Source organism: Streptomyces sp. NPDC096048 (genome assembly GCF_044763415.1).
In the GTDB taxonomy this organism is placed as follows: Bacteria; Actinomycetota; Actinomycetes; order Streptomycetales; family Streptomycetaceae; genus Streptomyces.
In genome coordinates this window covers 270,223-287,944 of sequence record NZ_JBIWGG010000007.1, presented here as the reverse complement: position 1 = coordinate 287,944, position 17,722 = coordinate 270,223, and the positions used below count along the sequence as shown (strand labels likewise).

The 17,722-nt window shown below is 68.8% G+C and carries 17 protein-coding genes; 9 read left to right on the top strand and 8 right to left on the bottom strand.

All coding sequences use genetic code 11. The features are described 5' to 3' along the window. The first annotated feature begins 163 nt into the window (after nucleotides 1–163). From fhaA to ACIQ6R_RS21245, 7 genes are all read left to right on the top strand, one after another. On the top strand, nucleotides 164–1,045 hold the full coding sequence (gene fhaA / locus ACIQ6R_RS21275; protein ID WP_404173023.1) for an antibiotic biosynthesis regulator FhaA: 882 nt from the start codon (nucleotides 164–166) through the stop codon (nucleotides 1,043–1,045). Nucleotides 1,046–1,055: 10 nt separating this feature from the next. Further along, nucleotides 1,056–1,574 (top strand): antibiotic biosynthesis regulator FhaB, encoded by a 519-nt coding sequence (gene fhaB / locus ACIQ6R_RS21270; protein ID WP_121748050.1) that lies wholly within the window; start codon nucleotides 1,056–1,058, stop codon nucleotides 1,572–1,574. A gap of 141 nt (nucleotides 1,575–1,715) precedes the next feature. Next, on the top strand, nucleotides 1,716–3,266 hold the full coding sequence (locus ACIQ6R_RS21265; protein WP_404173751.1) for a Stp1/IreP family PP2C-type Ser/Thr phosphatase: 1,551 nt from the start codon (nucleotides 1,716–1,718) through the stop codon (nucleotides 3,264–3,266). Between the two features lie 27 nt (nucleotides 3,267–3,293). Further along, on the top strand, nucleotides 3,294–4,730 hold the full coding sequence (locus ACIQ6R_RS21260; protein ID WP_404173020.1) for an FtsW/RodA/SpoVE family cell cycle protein: 1,437 nt from the start codon (nucleotides 3,294–3,296) through the stop codon (nucleotides 4,728–4,730). Continuing rightward, on the top strand, nucleotides 4,727–6,199 hold the full coding sequence (locus ACIQ6R_RS21255; protein WP_404173017.1) for a peptidoglycan D,D-transpeptidase FtsI family protein: 1,473 nt from the start codon (nucleotides 4,727–4,729) through the stop codon (nucleotides 6,197–6,199). The genes ACIQ6R_RS21260 and ACIQ6R_RS21255 overlap by 4 nt, the downstream gene beginning before the upstream one ends. A gap of 190 nt (nucleotides 6,200–6,389) precedes the next feature. Then, a complete protein-coding gene (gene pknB / locus ACIQ6R_RS21250) occupies nucleotides 6,390–8,402 on the top strand; it encodes a Stk1 family PASTA domain-containing Ser/Thr kinase (protein ID WP_404222841.1) in 2,013 nt (670 codons plus the stop codon). 156 nt (nucleotides 8,403–8,558) lie between these two features. Further along, complete coding sequence (locus tag ACIQ6R_RS21245; RefSeq protein ID WP_404223021.1) at nucleotides 8,559–9,590, top strand: restriction endonuclease; 1,032 nt, start codon at nucleotides 8,559–8,561, stop codon at nucleotides 9,588–9,590. A gap of 93 nt (nucleotides 9,591–9,683) precedes the next feature. Here ACIQ6R_RS21245 and ACIQ6R_RS21240 read toward each other — a convergent pair whose 3' ends face one another. The 5 genes from ACIQ6R_RS21240 to ACIQ6R_RS21220 are packed head-to-tail and all read right to left on the bottom strand — an operon-like array spanning nucleotide 9,684 to nucleotide 13,195. After that, nucleotides 9,684–10,457 carry a class E sortase gene (locus ACIQ6R_RS21240; protein WP_404222840.1) on the bottom strand — a complete coding sequence of 258 codons (774 nt, stop codon included), beginning with the start codon at nucleotides 10,455–10,457 and terminating at the stop codon, nucleotides 9,684–9,686. A gap of 13 nt (nucleotides 10,458–10,470) precedes the next feature. Further along, entirely contained in the window at nucleotides 10,471–11,541 is a 1,071-nt protein-coding gene (locus ACIQ6R_RS21235; RefSeq protein WP_404222839.1) for a class E sortase, read from the bottom strand. Next, nucleotides 11,538–12,176, bottom strand: a complete 639-nt coding sequence (locus tag ACIQ6R_RS21230; RefSeq protein WP_121748043.1) for an aminodeoxychorismate/anthranilate synthase component II — start codon at nucleotides 12,174–12,176, stop codon at nucleotides 11,538–11,540. The genes ACIQ6R_RS21235 and ACIQ6R_RS21230 overlap by 4 nt, the downstream gene beginning before the upstream one ends. Further along, complete coding sequence (locus ACIQ6R_RS21225; protein ID WP_310875995.1) at nucleotides 12,173–12,370, bottom strand: hypothetical protein; 198 nt, start codon at nucleotides 12,368–12,370, stop codon at nucleotides 12,173–12,175. Before ACIQ6R_RS21225 ends, ACIQ6R_RS21230 begins: the two co-directional genes overlap by 4 nt. A gap of 45 nt (nucleotides 12,371–12,415) precedes the next feature. Continuing rightward, nucleotides 12,416–13,195: a DUF881 domain-containing protein gene (locus tag ACIQ6R_RS21220; protein WP_404222838.1), complete on the bottom strand. Its 780-nt coding sequence runs from the start codon at nucleotides 13,193–13,195 to the stop codon at nucleotides 12,416–12,418. Nucleotides 13,196–13,316: 121 nt separating this feature from the next. Between ACIQ6R_RS21220 and crgA the strand changes: the two genes are divergently transcribed. Further along, nucleotides 13,317–13,571: a cell division protein CrgA gene (gene crgA, locus ACIQ6R_RS21215; protein WP_121748040.1), complete on the top strand. Its 255-nt coding sequence runs from the start codon at nucleotides 13,317–13,319 to the stop codon at nucleotides 13,569–13,571. A gap of 245 nt (nucleotides 13,572–13,816) precedes the next feature. Here the strand turns inward: crgA and ACIQ6R_RS21210 are convergent, their stop codons facing one another. After that, a complete protein-coding gene (locus ACIQ6R_RS21210) occupies nucleotides 13,817–14,704 on the bottom strand; it encodes a rhomboid family intramembrane serine protease (protein ID WP_404222836.1) in 888 nt (295 codons plus the stop codon). A gap of 127 nt (nucleotides 14,705–14,831) precedes the next feature. After that, nucleotides 14,832–15,365, bottom strand: coding sequence for a peptidylprolyl isomerase (locus ACIQ6R_RS21205; RefSeq protein WP_404222835.1), 534 nt, complete (start codon nucleotides 15,363–15,365; stop codon nucleotides 14,832–14,834). 319 nt (nucleotides 15,366–15,684) lie between these two features. On the opposite strand from ACIQ6R_RS21205, the gene ACIQ6R_RS21200 reads away from it, so the two are divergent. Further along, nucleotides 15,685–16,386: a DUF5324 family protein gene (locus ACIQ6R_RS21200; RefSeq protein ID WP_404172991.1), complete on the top strand. Its 702-nt coding sequence runs from the start codon at nucleotides 15,685–15,687 to the stop codon at nucleotides 16,384–16,386. 96 nt (nucleotides 16,387–16,482) lie between these two features. Here ACIQ6R_RS21200 and ACIQ6R_RS21195 read toward each other — a convergent pair whose 3' ends face one another. Beyond that, nucleotides 16,483–17,259, bottom strand: a complete 777-nt coding sequence (locus ACIQ6R_RS21195) for an isoprenyl transferase (RefSeq protein WP_404172988.1) — start codon at nucleotides 17,257–17,259, stop codon at nucleotides 16,483–16,485. Nucleotides 17,260–17,722 lie beyond the last annotated feature (463 nt).

Below are 17,722 nucleotides of genomic sequence, written 5' to 3'. Positions count from 1 at the left end.
ACCGGCGCGTGGATACGATCAGTAAGCAGTACCAAGTAAGCAGTGCGCGGGTGAGCCGTACACGCGTGAGCAGGACGCAGGGCAGCAGGTCACAGGGCAGCAGTACGCAGGGCAGCAGTACGCAAGGCAGTGGACAGGACGGCAGCGACGGAGGAGGTGCCCCATGGGAGTCCTGAAGAAGTTCGAGCAGCGTCTCGAAGGTCTGGTCAACGGCACCTTCGCGAAGGTGTTCAAGTCCGAGGTGCAGCCCGTGGAGATCGCGGGAGCGCTCCAGCGCGAATGCGACAACAACGCGACCATCTGGAACCGCGACCGCACCGTCGTACCCAATGACTTCATCGTGGAACTGAGCACGCCCGACTTCGAGCGCCTCAGCCCGTACTCCGGCCAGCTCGGCGACGAGCTGGCCGGCATGGTCCGCGACTACGCCAAGCAGCAGCGCTACACCTTCATGGGACCGATCAAGGTCCACCTGGAGAAGGCCGACGACCTCGACACCGGCCTGTACCGGGTGCGCAGCCGTACGCTCGCCTCCTCCACCAGCCACCAGGGCGGCCCGGCGTCCGCGGGCCCCGCCGCGCCCCCTGCCCCCACCGGGCGGCCCGGCGGCCAGGGCGGTGGCTACGGCTACCCGCCGCCCGCCGCCCCCGCGGGCGCCCCGCCCATGCCGGCCGCGCCGCCACCCGGCCAACGCCCCGGCGGATACGGCTACCCGCAGCCCGCGGGCGGCCAGCAGCCCCCGGCCGCACCCGCGGCCGGCGGACGCACCCGCCACTGGATCGAGATCAACGGCACCCGCCATCAGATCTCCCGCGCGACCCTCGTGCTCGGACGCAGCACCGAGGCCGACGTGCGGATCGACGACCCCGGCGTCTCCCGCCGGCACTGCGAGATCCGGACCGGAACGCCCTCGACGATCCAGGATCTCGGGTCCACCAACGGCATCGTGGTGGACGGGCAGCACACCACCCGCGCTACGCTCCGCGACGGCTCGCGGATCGTCGTGGGCAGCACCACCGTTATCTATAGGCAAGCCGAAGGGTGATCCGGGGGCAATGTCAGAGCTGACCCTCACGGTCATGCGGCTGGGTTTTCTCGCCGTATTGTGGCTGTTCGTGATCGTGGCCGTGCAGGTCATCCGCAGCGACCTGTTCGGCACGCGGGTCACCCAGCGCGGAGCGCGGCGCGACGCCGCCCGACCGCAGCAGGCCGCCGCGCGCCAAGGACAGGCGCCTCCACCGCAGCGCCAACAACAGAGCGGCGGCCGGGGACGCCGGGGCGCCCCCACCAAACTGGTCGTCACGGAGGGCACCCTCACCGGCACCACCGTTGCCCTCCAGGGCCAGACCATCACGCTCGGCCGGGCACACGACTCGACGATCGTGCTGGACGACGACTACGCCTCCAGCCGCCATGCCAGGATCTACCCCGACCAGAACGGCCAGTGGATCGTCGAGGACCTGGGCTCCACCAACGGCACCTACCTGGACCGGTCCCGGCTGACGACCCCCACGCCGATCGGGCCGGGGTCGCCGATCCGCATCGGCAAGACCGTCATCGAGCTGCGGAAGTAGTGCTACACCAATGAATGAGCGCGAGCGGAGCGAGCACGCAGCGGCGGCCGGCACCCCGGGCCACGGCGCGCTCCCGACCGGAGGGTGGGCAGTGTGGCTCGACACGACCGGCTGTACCCGGAGCCGACGGGCGAGGTGCGCATGAGTCTGTCACTGCGCTTCGCCGCCGGATCGCACAAGGGCATGATCCGGGAGGGCAACGAGGACTCCGGTTACGCCGGCCCCCGCCTGCTCGCCATCGCCGACGGCATGGGCGGCCAGGCCGCCGGCGAGGTCGCCTCCTCCGAGGTGATCTCCACCATCGTCGCCCTCGACGACGACGTGCCCGGCTCCGACATCCTCACCTCCCTCGGCACCGCCGTGCAGCGCGCCAACGACCAGCTGCGGCAGATGGTCGAGGAGGACCCCGCCCTCGAAGGCATGGGCACCACCCTCACCGCCCTGCTCTGGACCGGCCAGCGCCTCGGCCTCGTCCACGTCGGCGACTCCCGCGCCTACCTGCTGCGCGACGGCGTCCTCACCCAGATCACGCAGGACCACACCTGGGTGCAGCGCCTCGTCGACGAGGGACGCATCACCGAGGAGGAGGCCGGCACCCACCCGCAGCGCTCCCTGCTGATGCGCGCGCTCGGCAGCGGCGACCACGTCGAACCCGACCTGTCCATCCGCGAGGTGCGGGCCGGCGACCGCTACCTCATCTGCTCCGACGGACTCTCCGGCGTCGTCTCCCACCAGACGATGGAGGACACCCTCGCCAGCTACCAGGGCCCCCAGGAGACCGTCCAGGAGCTGATCCAGCTCGCCCTGCGCGGCGGCGGCCCCGACAACATCACCGTCATCATCGCCGACGTCCTCGACCTGGACACCGGTGACACCCTCGCCGCCCAGCTCTCCGACACCCCGATCGTGGTCGGCGCCGTCGCCGAGAACCAGGCCCAGTTCGGCGACAACGGCATCATGCAGACCCCGGCCGGCCGCGCCGCCGGACTCGGCCGCCAAGGCGGCGGGCAGCGCGGCGGGGGCGGCGAGTTCGGCCCGCCCGGCAGCGGCGACACCACCGGCTACATCCCGGCCGGCGGCTTCGACGACTACGGCCCCGACGACTTCGTCAAGCCCCGCAAGAGCCGCAAGTGGCTGAAGAGATCCCTCTACACCGTGCTCGCCCTCGCCGTCATCGGCGGCGGCACGTACGGCGGCTGGCGCTGGACCCAGACGCAGTACTACGTCGGCACCAACGAGGACCACGTCGCGCTGTACCGGGGCATCAGCCAGGACCTCGCCTGGGTCTCGCTCTCGAAGATCCAGAAGGACCACCCCGAGATCGAACTCAAGTACCTGCCGCCCTACCAGCAGCAACTGGTCGAGGCCACCATCGCCGAAGGCGACCTGGCCGACGCCCGGGCGAAGATCGAGGAACTGGCGGTGCAGGCCTCCGCCTGCAAGAAGCAGGCCGACCGGCGCACCGCGGAGACCGAGAAGAACGCGAAGACGGGCGAGGGCGAGGCCGGAGGCACCACGGGAACCACTCCCGCCTCCTTCACGTCCAAGGCCTCACCGAGCCCGAACCCCTCGGGCTCGCCGAAGGCACCCGAATCGTCCGAGTCCCCGTCCACGACCGCACCCACTCCAGGCTCAGGACCGACCCTCTCGGAGGAAGAGCAGAAGGTCGTCTCGCTGTGCGGTAAGCAGTAGGCAAGCCGTGAGAGGCCCTGTCACACGATGAGCAGTTCTACCAACTCGCCGACGCACCACACGTCCACGATCGGCGCCATCGGCGCCCCGAGCCGGCGCAACACCGAGCTGGCTCTGCTCGTGTTCGCCGTCCTGATCCCGGTCTTCGCCTACGCCAACGTGGGCCTGGCCATCAACGACGAGGTGCCCGCCGGCCTACTGAGCTACGGCCTCGGCCTCGGCCTCCTGGCCGGCGTCGGCCACCTCGTCGTGCGCAAGTTCGCGCCGTACGCGGACCCGCTGATGCTGCCGCTCGCCACCCTGCTCAACGGCCTCGGACTGGTCGCCATCTGGCGCCTGGACCAGTCCGAACTGCTCCAGAGCATCGACCAGGCCGGCACCGCGGCGCCCCGCCAGCTGATCTACACCGCGATGGGCATCGCCCTGTTCGTCGCCGTGCTCGTCTTCCTCAAGGACCACCGCGTCCTGCAGCGCTACACCTACATCTCCATGGTCACCGCCCTGTTCCTGCTGCTGCTGCCCCTCGTTCCGGGCCTCGGCAAGAACATCTACGGCGCCAAGATCTGGATCCAGGTCGGGTCCTTCTCCATCCAGCCCGGAGAGTTCGCCAAGATCGTCCTGGCGATCTTCTTCGCCGGCTACCTGATGGTGAAGCGGGACGCGCTCGCCCTCGCCAGCCGCCGCTTCATGGGCCTCTACCTGCCCCGCGGCCGCGACCTCGGTCCCATCCTCGTCGTCTGGATGGTCTCGATCCTCATCCTGGTCTTCGAGACCGACCTCGGCACCTCGCTGCTGTTCTTCGGCATGTTCGTGATCATGCTGTACGTCGCCACCGAGCGGACCAGCTGGATCGTCTTCGGCCTGATGATGTCCGCCGTCGGCGCCGTCGGCGTCGCCACCTTCGAGCCGCACATCCAGCAGCGCGTCGACGCCTGGCTCGACCCGATGAAGGAGTACACGCTCTCCCGCGCCGGCCAGGCCGGCCACTCCGAGCAGGCCATGCAGGCCCTGTGGGCCTTCGGCTCCGGCGGCACCCTCGGCACCGGCTGGGGCCAGGGCCACTCCGAGCTGATCCGGTTCGCCGCCAACTCCGACTTCATCCTCGCCACCTTCGGCGAGGAACTCGGCCTGGCCGGCCTCATGGCCCTGCTCCTGCTCTACGCGTTGATCGTGGAACGCGGCGTACGCACCGCCCTCGCCGCCCGCGACCCGTTCGGCAAGCTCCTCGCCATCGGCCTCTCCGGCGCCTTCGCCCTCCAGGTCTTCGTCGTCGCCGGCGGCGTCATGGGCCTCATCCCGCTCACCGGCATGACGATGCCCTTCCTCGCCTACGGAGGCTCCTCGGTCATCGCCAACTGGGCCCTGATCGGCATCCTCCTGCGCATCAGCGACACCGCCCGCAGACCGGCACCCGCCGCTCCCGCCAACCCGGACGCCGAGATGACCCAGGTGGTCCGACCGTGAACAAGCCCCTGCGCCGGATCGCGATCTTCTGCGGCCTCCTCGTCCTCACCCTGCTCATCCGCGACAACTGGCTCCAGTACGTCCAGGCCGACGAGCTCAAAGAGGACGAACACAACCGCCGCGTCGCCATCGAGCGGTACGCCAGCCCACGCGGCGACATCATCGTCGACGGCCAGGCCATCACCGGTCACGCCACCACCGAGGGCGACTTCAAGTACAAGCGCACCTACAAGGACGGCGCCATGTGGGCGCCCGTCACCGGCTACGTCTCCCAGGCCTACGGCGCCACCCAGATCGAAGCCATCAACGACGGCATCCTCACCGGCAACGACGACCGGCTCTTCTTCCGCAACACCCTCGACATGATCACCGGCAAGAAGCGCGAGGGCGGCAACGTCGTCACCACCCTCAACAGCGCCGCCCAGAAGGCCGCCTACGACGGCCTGAAGAAGCAGGGCGCCAAGGGCGCCGTCGTCGCGCTCGAACCGTCCACCGGCAAGATCCTCTCGATGGCGTCGTACCCGTCGTACGACCCCACCTCGATCGCCGGCAGCAACGAAGCGGCCGGCGAGGCCTGGAACAAGCTCCAGAAGAAGAACAACCCCGACGACCCGATGCTCAACCGCGCCCTGCGCGAGGTCTACCCGCCCGGCTCCACCTTCAAGGTGCTCACCGCGGCCGCCGCCCTGGAGCACGGCCTGTACGACTCGGCGGACGAGAAGACCGACTCCCCGCTGCCCTGGACGATGCCCGGCACCACCACCGAGCTGCCCAACGAGGGCGACCTCCCCTGCGAGAACGCCACCCTCCGCGAAGCACTCCGCGTGTCCTGCAACACCGTCTTCGGCAAGGTCGGCTCCGACCTCGGCAACGACAAGATGCTCGAGACGGCCAAGAAGTTCGGCTTCACCGAGGAGCAGTTCGTCCCCGTCCGCTCCAGCGCCTCCGTCTTCTCGGACGACATGAACGAGTCGCAGACCGCGCTCTCCTCCATCGGCCAGTACAACACCGCCGCCACCCCGCTGCAGATGGCCATGGTCACCTCGGCCATCGCCAACAACGGCACCCTGATGAAGCCGTACATGGTCGACGAACTCCAGGCCCCCAACCTCGACACCATCGAGAAGACGGACCCCGAGGAGATGAGCAAGCCGCTCTCCGCGGACAACGCCCAGAAGCTCCAGTCCATGATGGAGACCGTCGTCGAGGACGGCACGGGAACCAACGCCCAGATCGACGGCGTCACGGTAGGCGGCAAGACCGGCACCGCGCAGCACGGTGTCGACAACAGCGAGAACCCCTACGCCTGGTTCATCTCGTACGCCAAGGGCGACGACGACAGCGCACCCGTCGCCGTCGCCGTGGTGATCGAGGACGAGAACGCGGTCCGTGACGACATCTCCGGCGGCGGGCTCGCGGCGCCGATCGCGAAGAACGTCATGGAGGCGGTTCTGGAGAGCAAGAAGTGACCACGGGCTGAACAGGACGTGACTCCGGTCACGTCCCCTTCACATAGGCGCACGTTGCGATACCGGTCCTGTATCGGGTATCGGGCTTGGCCAGGTCACCCGGAGCGAGCCGGGTACGGTAGGCCGGACGGCAGCCTCCGACCGTACAAGCATGCCGGTCGGGACCGACGGAGAGGGCTGGTAGGTAGCTATGGAAGAGCCGCGTCGCCTCGGCGGCCGGTACGAGCTGGGCCAGGTGCTCGGCCGTGGTGGCATGGCGGAGGTATACCTCGCGCATGACTCCCGGCTCGGCCGCACCGTGGCAGTGAAGACACTCCGCGCGGACCTCGCGCGCGACCCGTCCTTCCAGGCCCGCTTCCGCCGGGAGGCCCAGTCGGCCGCCTCGCTCAACCATCCCGCGATCGTGGCGGTCTACGACACGGGCGAGGACTACATCGACAACGTGTCGATCCCGTACATCGTCATGGAGTACGTCGACGGCTCCACACTCCGTGAGCTGCTCCACTCCGGCCGCAAACTGCTGCCGGAGCGGACACTGGAGATGACCATCGGCATCCTCCAGGCGCTGGAGTACTCGCACCGGGCCGGCATCGTCCACCGCGACATCAAGCCGGCCAACGTGATGCTCACGCGCAACGGCCAGGTCAAGGTCATGGACTTCGGCATCGCCCGCGCCATGGGCGACTCCGGCATGACGATGACCCAGACCGCCGCGGTCATCGGCACCGCCCAGTACCTCTCCCCGGAGCAGGCCAAGGGCGAACAGGTCGACGCACGCTCCGACCTGTACTCCACGGGCTGCCTGCTCTACGAGCTGCTCACGGTCCGCCCGCCCTTCGTCGGCGACTCCCCGGTCGCCGTCGCCTACCAGCACGTCCGCGAGGAACCGCAGGCGCCCAGCGTCTTCGACCCCGAGATCACGCCCGAAATGGACGCGATCGTGCTGAAGGCCCTGGTCAAGGACCCCGACTACCGCTACCAGTCGGCCGACGAGATGCGCGCCGACATCGAGGCCTGCCTCGACGGCCAGCCGGTCGGCGCCACCGCCGCACTCGGCGCCATGGCCGCGGGCGGCTACGGCGCCTACCCCGACGACCAGCCGACCACCGCCCTGCGCTCCGACGCCGGCGGCGGCGCCACGACCATGCTGCCGCCGATGAACCCGGACGACGGCGGCTACGGCTACGACGACCGCCCCGACCGGCGCCGCCAGCAGCCGCGCAAGTCGAACACCTCCACGATCTTCCTGGTCCTGGCCGGCGTCCTCGTCCTCGTCGGCGCGATCCTGATCGGCAAGTACGCGTTCAGCGGCGGTGGCGGGCCGGGCAACGACAAGGTCGACGTACCCACCTTCGTCGGCCTGACCAAGGCGGACGCCCAGCAGCAGGCCGTCAACGCCGACCTGGAACTGGCCTTCACGCAGAAGCCCTGCGAGGACCAGAAGAAGGGCAGCATCTGCTCGCAGGACCCCGCGCAGGGCACCAGCGTCGACAAGAAGTCCACCGTCAACCTGGTCGTCTCGACCGGCGCCCCGAAGGTCGCCGTGCCGAACGTGATCGACAAGAACGTCGACGAGGCCACCCAGCAGCTCAAGGACAAGGGCTTCGAGGTCGAGACCAAGCAGACCGAGTCCTCCCAGGACGAGGGCACCGTCCTCAGCCAGGACCCCGACCCGGGCAGCGAGCTGGAGAAGGGCTCCACGGTGACCCTGGAGGTCGCCAAGGCCGAGGCGAAGGCCACGGTGCCGGACGTCGTCGGCCGCAGCTGCGACGAGGCCAAGGCCCAGATGGAGAACAACGACCTGGAAGCCACCTGCACGGACCAGCCCACGACCGACCCGAACCAGGACGGCAAGGTCATCTCCACGACGCCCACGGCGAACACACAGGTCGACAAGGGCTCCTCGGTGCAGATCTTCGTGGGCAAGGCCGCCGAGAAGAAGAAGGTCCCGGAGATCAAGCTCGGCACCCCGCTGGGCCAGGCCAAGCAGACCCTGCAGCAGGCCGGATTCACCAACATCCAGGTATCCGGCCCCGGCGACGACAACGCCCTGGTGATACAGCAGAACCCGCCGGCGGGCACCGAGGTCGACGACCCGGCCGCCACCCCCATCACCCTCACGACCGCGGGCGGCGGCGGCAACAACGGCGGCGGTGACAACGGCGGCGGCGGCATCATCGGCGGCCTCCGCGGCGACGACTGACACACCCCGGCAACTCGCCGTCACGGCAAGAGCCCCGGCCCCTCAGCGGAGGGACCGGGGCTCTTGTCGTACACGCCGCCGGGAATCGATCGTGTCTTCGTATGTCATGACTCGTTGACCAAGGGTGCCCACACGACCCAACCGGGGGACCTACACGTGATCAGCGAGACCGCCCTACTGGAATCACCGGCCCTACGCAGCAGCGTGCTCGAGCGCACGGACGTACTCGACCGCGTCAAGGCACTGTCGCTGCTGCCGGACGGCATGCATGTGACGACGGCGATGGTGGCGGCGTACCTCGAGGTCAGCCGTAAGGCCATCGAGTCGCTGGTGTTCGACCACCGGGACGAACTGACCGTCAGCGGCTACCGCGTATTGGCAGGTACAGAACTGACCTCCTTCAAGGAGGTCAGTGGGATCCAGTCCCGCTCCCGCTCCCTCGCGCTGTACCCCCGCCGCACCGTCCTCAACATCGCCATGCTCCTCCGCGACAGCGAAGTCGCACGTCAGGTGCGTGTCCACCTCCTGGACATGGAGAACCTGGCCCGCAGGCAGCCTGTGGAAAACCCGGTCCCGACAGACCCGGCCGCCCTCGACGCCCGCATCGACCAGCGCATCACCCACATCCTCGGCAGGACCGTTGTACCGATGTTCAACGCCCTGATCGAAACATCGAGCGACCACCGACGAGAACTCATCGCCCTCCGGACAGGCGTCCAACGCATCGAGAGGCGACTCCGACAGCATCACGCCCGGCTCCAGAGGCTGGAAAGCCCGCGAGAGGACCGCCCCCTCATCGGTGTCATGGCCTCCATGGACGCCATGAACGGCCGTGAGTTCGAGGAGCACGTGGCCGCACTGCTGCGCCGCGACGGCTGCACCAACGTCATCGTGCGTGGTGGCAGCCGGGACCGAGGCATCGACATCACCGCTCTCACAGCCGACGGGCGGACTCTCGTCGTCCAGTGCAAGAGGTTCGCGCCCCACCTCTCCATCACCAGCCCCGAGGTTCAGAAGTTCGTCGGGGCGGCCAGGATCCTGCACAGCTCCGAGGTGGCCCTCTTCGTGGCGACGTGCCCCTTCACGCGCGACGCCCGGAACATCGCAGCCGAGAGCGGCATCACCGCCGTACACCGCGGACTCCTGGAGGAATGGAGCGCGGGTGCACCACTGACTGTCTTGCAGTGACGTGAACGAAGAGGCCCGAAGCCGCAAGAGCAAGTCGCGGCTTCGGGCCTCCGTCATGGTGGAGGAGCGAGGTCCCCGCAGGACCTCAGTCCCTCACCGCAGTTCCTTCGGCGGAGTCCGCTCCGCGTCCACCTTCTCCGTGCGCACCAGCTCCCCCCACACCACGTACCGGTACCGGCTCGTGTACACCGGGGTGCAGGTCGTCAGCGTGATGTAGTGGCCGGCCTTCTTCCTGCCGGACTCCTCGGGGACCGCGTCGAGAACCTTGACGTTGAACTTCGACGTCTCCGGAAGGACCGCGTAGGTCTGGTAGACGTACCACTTGTCCTTCGTCTCGAAGACGATCGGGTCCCCCTTCTCGATCTTGTCGATGTTGTGGAACTTCGCCCCGTGACCGTCCCGGTGCGCCGCCAGCGAGAAGTTGCCCTTCTTGCCCGAGGTCGGCAGCGCCGACTTGACCGGGTCCGTGTAGTAGCCGGCCACGCCGTCGTTGAGGATCTTCATCGACGTGCCCTTCTCCACCAGGATGTCGCCGCTCCCCATCGCCGGCACGTGCAGGAAGCCGATGCCCGCCCTGGTGTCCAGCGCCCCCGGACCGTCCGAACCGACCCGTTCCTCGGCCCAGTTGTCGCGGACCTTTTCGGCCTGCTCGTCCGCCGCGCGGTCCGCGACCACGTTCGTCCACCACAGGGAGTAGACGACGAACAGGCCGAGCACCAGGCCCGCGGTGATGAGGAGCTCTCCGAAGACGCTGACGGCCTGCGCGACGACCCGCCCCGGGCCGCGACCGCGGCGGCGTGCCGCGCGCTCCGGTGGGCCGTCCGCGCCGGCGTGCTCTTCGTGCTCCGTGTCGGTGGTCGATGCCACTGGTCATCCGCCCTTAACTGACGAGCGCATCCGGCTTGCCCTTGCTGCGCGGCCGTTCCTCGACCATCTTGCCCCAGACGATCATCCGGTACTTGCTCGTGAACTCCGGCGTGCAGGTCGTGAGGGTGATGTAGCGGCCGGGCCCCTCGAAACCCGACTGCTTCGGCACCGGATCGAGGACGCTGACGTTGCTCGGCGACGTCACCGGCAGGATCGACGCCATCTTGTAGACGAAGTACTCGTCCTGCGTCTCCACGACGATCGGATCGCCCGGGTCCAGCTTGTTGATGTACCGGAACGGTTCGCCATGCGTGTTGCGATGCCCCGCCAGCCCGAAGTTGCCCGTCTTCGCCTCCGGCATCGCCGTCTTCAGCGCACCCTCGGCATAGTGCCCGACCATGCCCCGGTCCAGGACCTTCTTGTCGTCGATGCCCTCCGCGATCGGCACCACGACATCCAGCTTGGGAATGTGCAGCAGCGCGAAACCCTGACCCGGCTCGAACGTCCCCGGATTCCTCTTACCGCTCGCCCAGTCGTCCTGGAGGCTGCTCGCCGCCTTGTCCGCCTGCGCCTGCGCCCGCACGTTCGTCCACCACAACTGGTACGTGACGAACAGCAGCATCAGCACACCGGTCGTGATGAAGACCTCACCGATCACGCGGCTGGCGATCACCGCGGCACCCGGCTTGCGCGCACGGGCCTGCCGACGCGCCTCAACACGCGACAGAGGCGCTTTCGGCACCTCGTCCGACTCCGGTACCGCCGCCGGGCCCCGGGAGGCCCCATGGCGCCCGTGACGCCGTTTCGCGGCCTTCCTGCGGGCCGCGCGCCCACCGGCCACGGGAGGAACGGCGGTTTCCCGCTCCGGCGGCGGATCAGGAACCCGCAGCGCCACCGTCTCGTCGTCGGCGACGACCGGCCGATACGGCTCCCCGGAGGAGGAAAAGTCCGCGGAGAAGTCCGCGGAAGCGGAGGACTCGCGCCAACCGCCCCCGAACGCACCGGAATCCCCGTACGGCCGCCCGTACGAGGATCCCTGGTCACCGGCCGCGCCGGATTCGCGCTCGGGGCGCAGCGCGGTCACGCCGTGGCCCTGCCCACCACCGGGGCGAGCCCCGCCGACCTCGCCACCGCGTCCTGGTCGCCGCACTCCGCCAGCCAGTTGGCCAGCATCCGGTGCCCGTGCTCGGTCAGCACCGACTCCGGATGGAACTGCACACCCTCGACGGGCAGTTCACGGTGGCGCAGCCCCATCACGATCCCGTCGTGCGTACGCGCCGTCACCTCCAGCTCCGCCGGAACCGTGGCCGGCTCCGCCGCCAGCGAGTGGTACCGCGTCGCCGTGAAGGGAGAGGGCAGGCCCGCGAAGACCCCCCGGCCCGCGTGCTCGACCGGCGAGGTCTTGCCGTGCAGCAGCTCCGGCGCCCGGTCCACCACACCGCCGTACGCCACCTGCATCGACTGCATGCCCAGGCAGACGCCGAAGACGGGGACACCGGTCGCCGCGCAGTGCCGGACCATGTCGACGCAGACCCCCGCCTGCTCGGGCGTACCCGGACCGGGCGAGAGCAGCACGCCGTCGAAGCCGTCCTGGGCGTGCGCCGTCGACACCTCGTCGTTGCGCAGCACCTCGCACTCGGCGCCCAGCTGGTACAGGTACTGGACCAGGTTGAAGACGAAGCTGTCGTAGTTGTCGACGACGAGGATGCGCGCACTCACTGGTTGTCCACCGTCACATCGTTGAAGGGGAGCAGCGGCTCGGCCCACGGGAAGACGTACTGGAAGAGGACGTAGACCACGGTCACCGCCAGCATGAGCGAGAGCAGCGCCTTCACCCACGCGTTCCCCGGCAGATGCCGCCAGATCCAGCCGTACATGCCGTCCCTTCCGTCGCACCACGGCGCCAGACTCACGCCGTACCGCACCAGACTAACGGCGCGGGGCCCTCCGGAACGGCGTCAATCCACAGGCTGGGCATAGTGCAGGTCCGCCGTGCCCGAGTAGCCCGGCAGCGTCGCCCGCCCCTCGTCCTCGACCTTCCAGCCCAGCCCGTAGACGTTCACGTACACCATGTAGTTCTGGATCGCCGGGGACGCGGCCAGCGCCTCCTTCAGCCGCTCCGGATCGCCCACCGCCTGGATCTTGTACGGCGGTGAGTAGACGCGGCCCTGGAGGATCAGCGTGTTGCCCACACAGCGCACCGCGCTGGTGGAGATCAGCCGCTGGTCCATGACCTTGATGCCCTCCGCGCCGCCAAGCCACAGCGCGTTCACCACGGCCTGCAGATCCTGCTGGTGGATCACCAGATAGTCGGGCTCGGGTTCCGGGTAGCCAGGGAGCTTCGCGGTGGCGTCCGGCGGGGCGTCGTCGAGCGTGACCGAGATCGACTCGCCCTTCAGCTTCTGCGTACCGGCCTTCTTCTCCAGCGCCGCGAGCTTGTCCGCCTCCGCCTTCGTACTTCCGTTGTCGCGCTCGGCGAGCGCGTCGATCTCGTCGCGCAGAGCCGCGTTGGACTCCTCCAGCTCACCGTTCTCCTGGCTGCGTTCATGGATGAGATCGGACAACTTGAGCAAAGAGGCGTCCGTGCGGATATTGGTGCCCTTGGCGGTATTGAAGCTGGTGAAGAATATGAGTCCCGCGAGAGCGAAGACGGCCGCCGTGAGTACGCGCACGGGCCGGAATCGGCGCCTGCGGGCAGGGCTGGATCCCGTCCCGGGGGAGTCGGCAGAATTGCTCAACGTACCCTTATCTCCTTCGGCGCCACGGAAGCACTACGCTAACGGACGCCCGGGGGAGCGCTCAGAGTCCCCGACCCCGTTCCCTGCGCGGCCACGCAGCGCATCGACAGGAGAGACCCTCGTGCCGAAGTCACGTATCCGCAAGAAGGCCGACTACACGCCGCCGCCCTCGAAGCAGGCGACCAGCATCAAGCTGACCAGCCGCAGCTGGGTGGCCCCCGTCATGCTGGCCATGTTCGTCATCGGCCTCGCCTGGATTGTCGTCTTCTACGTCACCGACGGTTCACTGCCCATCGACGCGCTGGGCAACTGGAACATCGTGGTGGGCTTTGGATTCATCGCCGCCGGGTTCGGTGTCTCGACGCAGTGGAAGTAGCCGGGAGGCAGCAGCTCTCCCCAGGACTATCCACGGAGTTATCCACAGGCGTTATCCACATGGGGAAAAGAAAGACGATCTGTGGATAACCCACTGAGCATTGACGCCGGTGTGACGGAAGTATCGGCACCCGAAAACATGTTCGCCCCCTGCCTGACCTGCGGAAACCCAAGTCAGCGACAGGGGGCACACGTGTTCCCGCACACTGTGCACAAGATCCGCCACCGACTGTGGACAACGCGCGCTCAGGTGAGCTGGGCGGTCCTCAACAGGGTCAGACCGACGACGGCGACGAGTACCAGCGCGCTCGTGCCGTACTGCACGAGCGCTCGCCGCTCGCGCGGTGCGTGGAGCATGGCGTAGCCGATCGCGGCGCCGGCGACGAGGCCGCCGATGTGGGCCTGCCAGGCGATGTTGGCCCACGTGAAGGTGAAGACCAGGTTGATCGCCAGGAGGATGACGACCGGCCGCATGTCCGCGTTGAGGCGGCGGACCAGGGCGGCGGTCGCGCCGAAGAGACCGAAGACCGCGCCGGAGGCGCCGAGAGTGGCCGTGGTGGGCGAGGCCAGCAGGTAGGTGAGAGCGCTGCCGGCCAGGCCGGAGACGAGGTAGAGGGTGAGGTAGCGGGCTCTGCCTAGGGCGGCTTCCAGGGGGCCGCCGAGGAACCAGAGGCTGAGCATGTTGAAGCCGATGTGCCAGATCTCCTCGTGGGTGAACATCGTGGTCACCAGTCGGTACCACTCGCCCTCGGCGACGCCTTCGGTGGGGACGAAGGGGGCGGGGGGCCATCGTCCGATGAGCACCATGTCGCTGAGGAAGGACGAGGGCAGCGCGTGGACGGCGATGAAGACCGCCGCGTTGAGCCCGATGAGGATCTTGGTGAGGAGGTGGGGGTCTCGGGCGATGGTGCCTCCGGCCAGCGTGCGGGGCCGGGAGGCGGCGGGGGCCGGCCCGGTGCCGCCGCGGCCTGTGGCGCAGTCGGGGCAGTGGAAGCCGACCGAGGCGTTGACCATGCAGTCCGTGCAGATGGGGCGTTCGCAGCGGGTGCAGCGGATGCCGGTCTCCCGGTCGGGGTGGCGGTAGCAGCCGGGCGTGCTCTGAGCGTCCGGTGAGCCGACTGCCGCGTGGTCCATGGCTTCCCCTCGGTCGTTCTTCGGCCGTTCTGTGGGCGGTGCGGGCACATGCGCCGCCCCGCCCATCTTTACGGATGGGCGGGGCGTTTGGTTCCTGCCCTGTGGGCGGGTGGGTCTGCCCCGGTGGTCAGTCCTGGCGGGTCTCGACGACGACCGACTCGATGACGACGTCGTTGAGGGGGCGTTCGGTGCGGGGGTTGGTCTGCATGGTGGCGATGGCGTCGACGACCTTCTGGCTGGCTGTGTCGGTCACTTCGCCGAAGATCGTGCGCTGGCGGTTGAGCCAGGTCGTCGGGGAGACGGTGATGAAGAACTGCGAGCCGTTGGTGTCGGGGCCGGCGTTGGCCATGGCCATCAGGTAGGGCTTGTCGAAGGCGAGGTCGGGGTGGATCTCGTCCTCGAACTGGTAGCCGGGGCCGCCGGTGCCGTTGCCGAGCGGGTCGCCGCCCTGGATCATGAAGCCGCTGATCACTCGGTGGAAGGCCGTGCCGTCGTAGAGCCTGTCGGTGGACTTCTCGCCGGTGGCGGGGTGGGTCCATTCCCGGGTGCCCTGGGCGAGCTCGACGAAGTTCCTGACCGTCCGGGGGGCGTAGTCCGGAAGAAGCCGGATCTCGATGTCGCCCTGGCTGGTCTTCAGGGTGGCGTAGAGCTGCTCGGCCACGTTGTGCCTTCCGTCGTCCTGTCGTGCTTGTCGATCCTTGCACGGTCGGCGGGCTGCTCCGCCGAGTACTCCTGGGTTACGAGCGTGGGGCGCCGATCCATGGCATTGTCGTCGACAGGCTCCCGTTGCCCGGTATTCATCCGTTATTGATGTTGATCGACTCTTGTTCGCAACTTCATCACCACTTGCCCCAGAGGGCCCGAAGGCATCGTCTGTGACCCGGATGCCCGCCCTCACATGCCTGGCAGTGCGTCCGCAGGCATGATCCGTAAAAGGGTGGAAAGTCGAATTACCGTACGCCACCGAGGAGGAGGAACCCGTGACCCGCATCGACAGCGTGCGCGCCGCGACCGGTTCGGCGAAGGACAGCGTGCTGCACGCCGCGGAAGTGGTGGCGCCCTACGCCGACACGGCCAAGGACAGGGCCGCTCACTACGCACAGGAGGCGCGCGGACGGCTGGCGCCCAAGGTGTCGCAGGCCGCGTGTCAGGCCCGTCACCAGTACGGGGCGCATGTCGCGCCGCGGCTGGAGCAGGCCCGTACGCATGTGCCGCCGAAGGTGGACGCGGCCGCTCAGGAGGCCGCCGTCCGCACCCGCCTGGCCGCCCGGCAGGCGGCCGAGTACTCCAGGCCGATGATCGAGCAGGCGGTGGCCGCGGCGGGACCCGTCAGGGACGAGGCCGCCGCTCGGGGTGCCGCCGCGTTGGCGGCGCTGCGGGGCGAGGTCACGGCCAAGGAGATCCAGAAGCTGACGCGCAAGCATCAGCGCCGGGCCAGGGCCGGGCGTATCGCCAAGGTTCTGGCGGTCGCGGGTCTCGTCGCGGGCGGTGCCTTCGCTGCCTGGAAGTGGTGGGACAAGCAGGCCAACCCGGACTGGCTGGTGGAGCCGCCCGAGGCGACGGAGGTTCCGGAGTCGGGGCGGCTGACGTCGGTGGACGGCACCGGTGAGGCGATCCTTGATCCCGAGGTGCAGGCCAAGCAGGCGCAGGAGGAGGCGGCGGAGGGCGACGAGCCCCGCTGATCTTCGCCGGACGGATTTCACATCGCTGCGGGGCGGGAGACTTCAGGGTCTCCCGCCCCGCAGCGATGTTTCACGTGAAACCGTTGGAGCTGTCGCTCAGCGGCCGTAGCGGCGTTCGCGCAGCGAGTAGCTGCGCAGCGCGCGCAGGAAGTCGATCTCGCGGAAGTCCGGCCAGTAGGTCTCGCAGAAGTGGACCTCGGCGTAGGCGGACTGCCAGAGCAGGAATCCGGAGAGGCGCTGTTCGCCGGAGGTGCGGATGATGAGGTCGGACTCGGACCGTGTCTTGGAGTACAGGTGCTTGGAGATGTGCTCCATGGTGAAGGTCTCGATGAACTCGTCGATGTCCCCGCCCTGGGAGCTGTGCTCGGTGAGGGCGGAGCGTACGGCGTCGACGATCTCCCGTCGGCCTCCGTAGCCGACGGCGACGTCGACCTTGGTGCCGCCCTTGCGGCCCTGGGTGGCGGCGGTGGCGGTCTTGAGGCGGGCTGCGGACTCGGCGGGCAGCAGGTCCAGGGCGCCGACCGCTTCGACGGGCCAGGGGTTGCCCGGTGCGGCGAGCTGTTCCACGACCTCGGCGATGATGTCGATGAGCGGGTTCAGCTGGTCTTCGGGCCGGTGCAGGTTGTCGTCGGAGAGCATGAACAGGGTGACGTGCTCGATCTGTGCGGAGTCGCACCAGCGCAGGAAGTCCAGCACCTTCGCCCCGCCGGCCCGGTAGCCCTCGCGTGGGTCGGCGATGCCCGACATCTTGGCCCACCGGCGGTTGCCGTCGAGCATGATGCCGATGTGCTGGGGGCGTGGGCGTCCCTCCAACTCCCTGACCAGCCGCTTCATATAGAGCGCATCGAGAGCGGCCCGTACCTTCGCCCGCATGGTTACCCCTTCCACCTCGTCGGTAGCGACCGGACGCCTCCGACGGCGATGAGCCACGTGGCACCGCCCCGCAGGGGTGTGGCGCTGGTGCCCTGTGGGGTGACGATATCAAGAGCAGACAGCACCTCCGTGGTGCTCGGCGGGGCCCCGGGGAGTCGGTGCGCGCCCAGGAGCCGCGGCCGCTCGGGTGCGGCCGCGTGGCGAGGCGGTCCGGTGGCGCCCTGGGTCAACTGTCATGCCTGGTGGGGAGGTTGTGGACGTCGTCGGCACCGGCTGTTCGGGGGTACGGTCTGGTGTTTCCCGTCACTCTCGGGGCGGGCCCGGCACCATCAGCCCGCTCGGGCCGGGTGAGCTACGTGATGAGGGTTTCGGTACGGCGGCGATATGTTCCGGGCTGTACCGGGCCGACACGCCTCACGGGGCCGGGGCCGGGGCCGCTCTCCTGCGTCGGCCGTGCGCGATG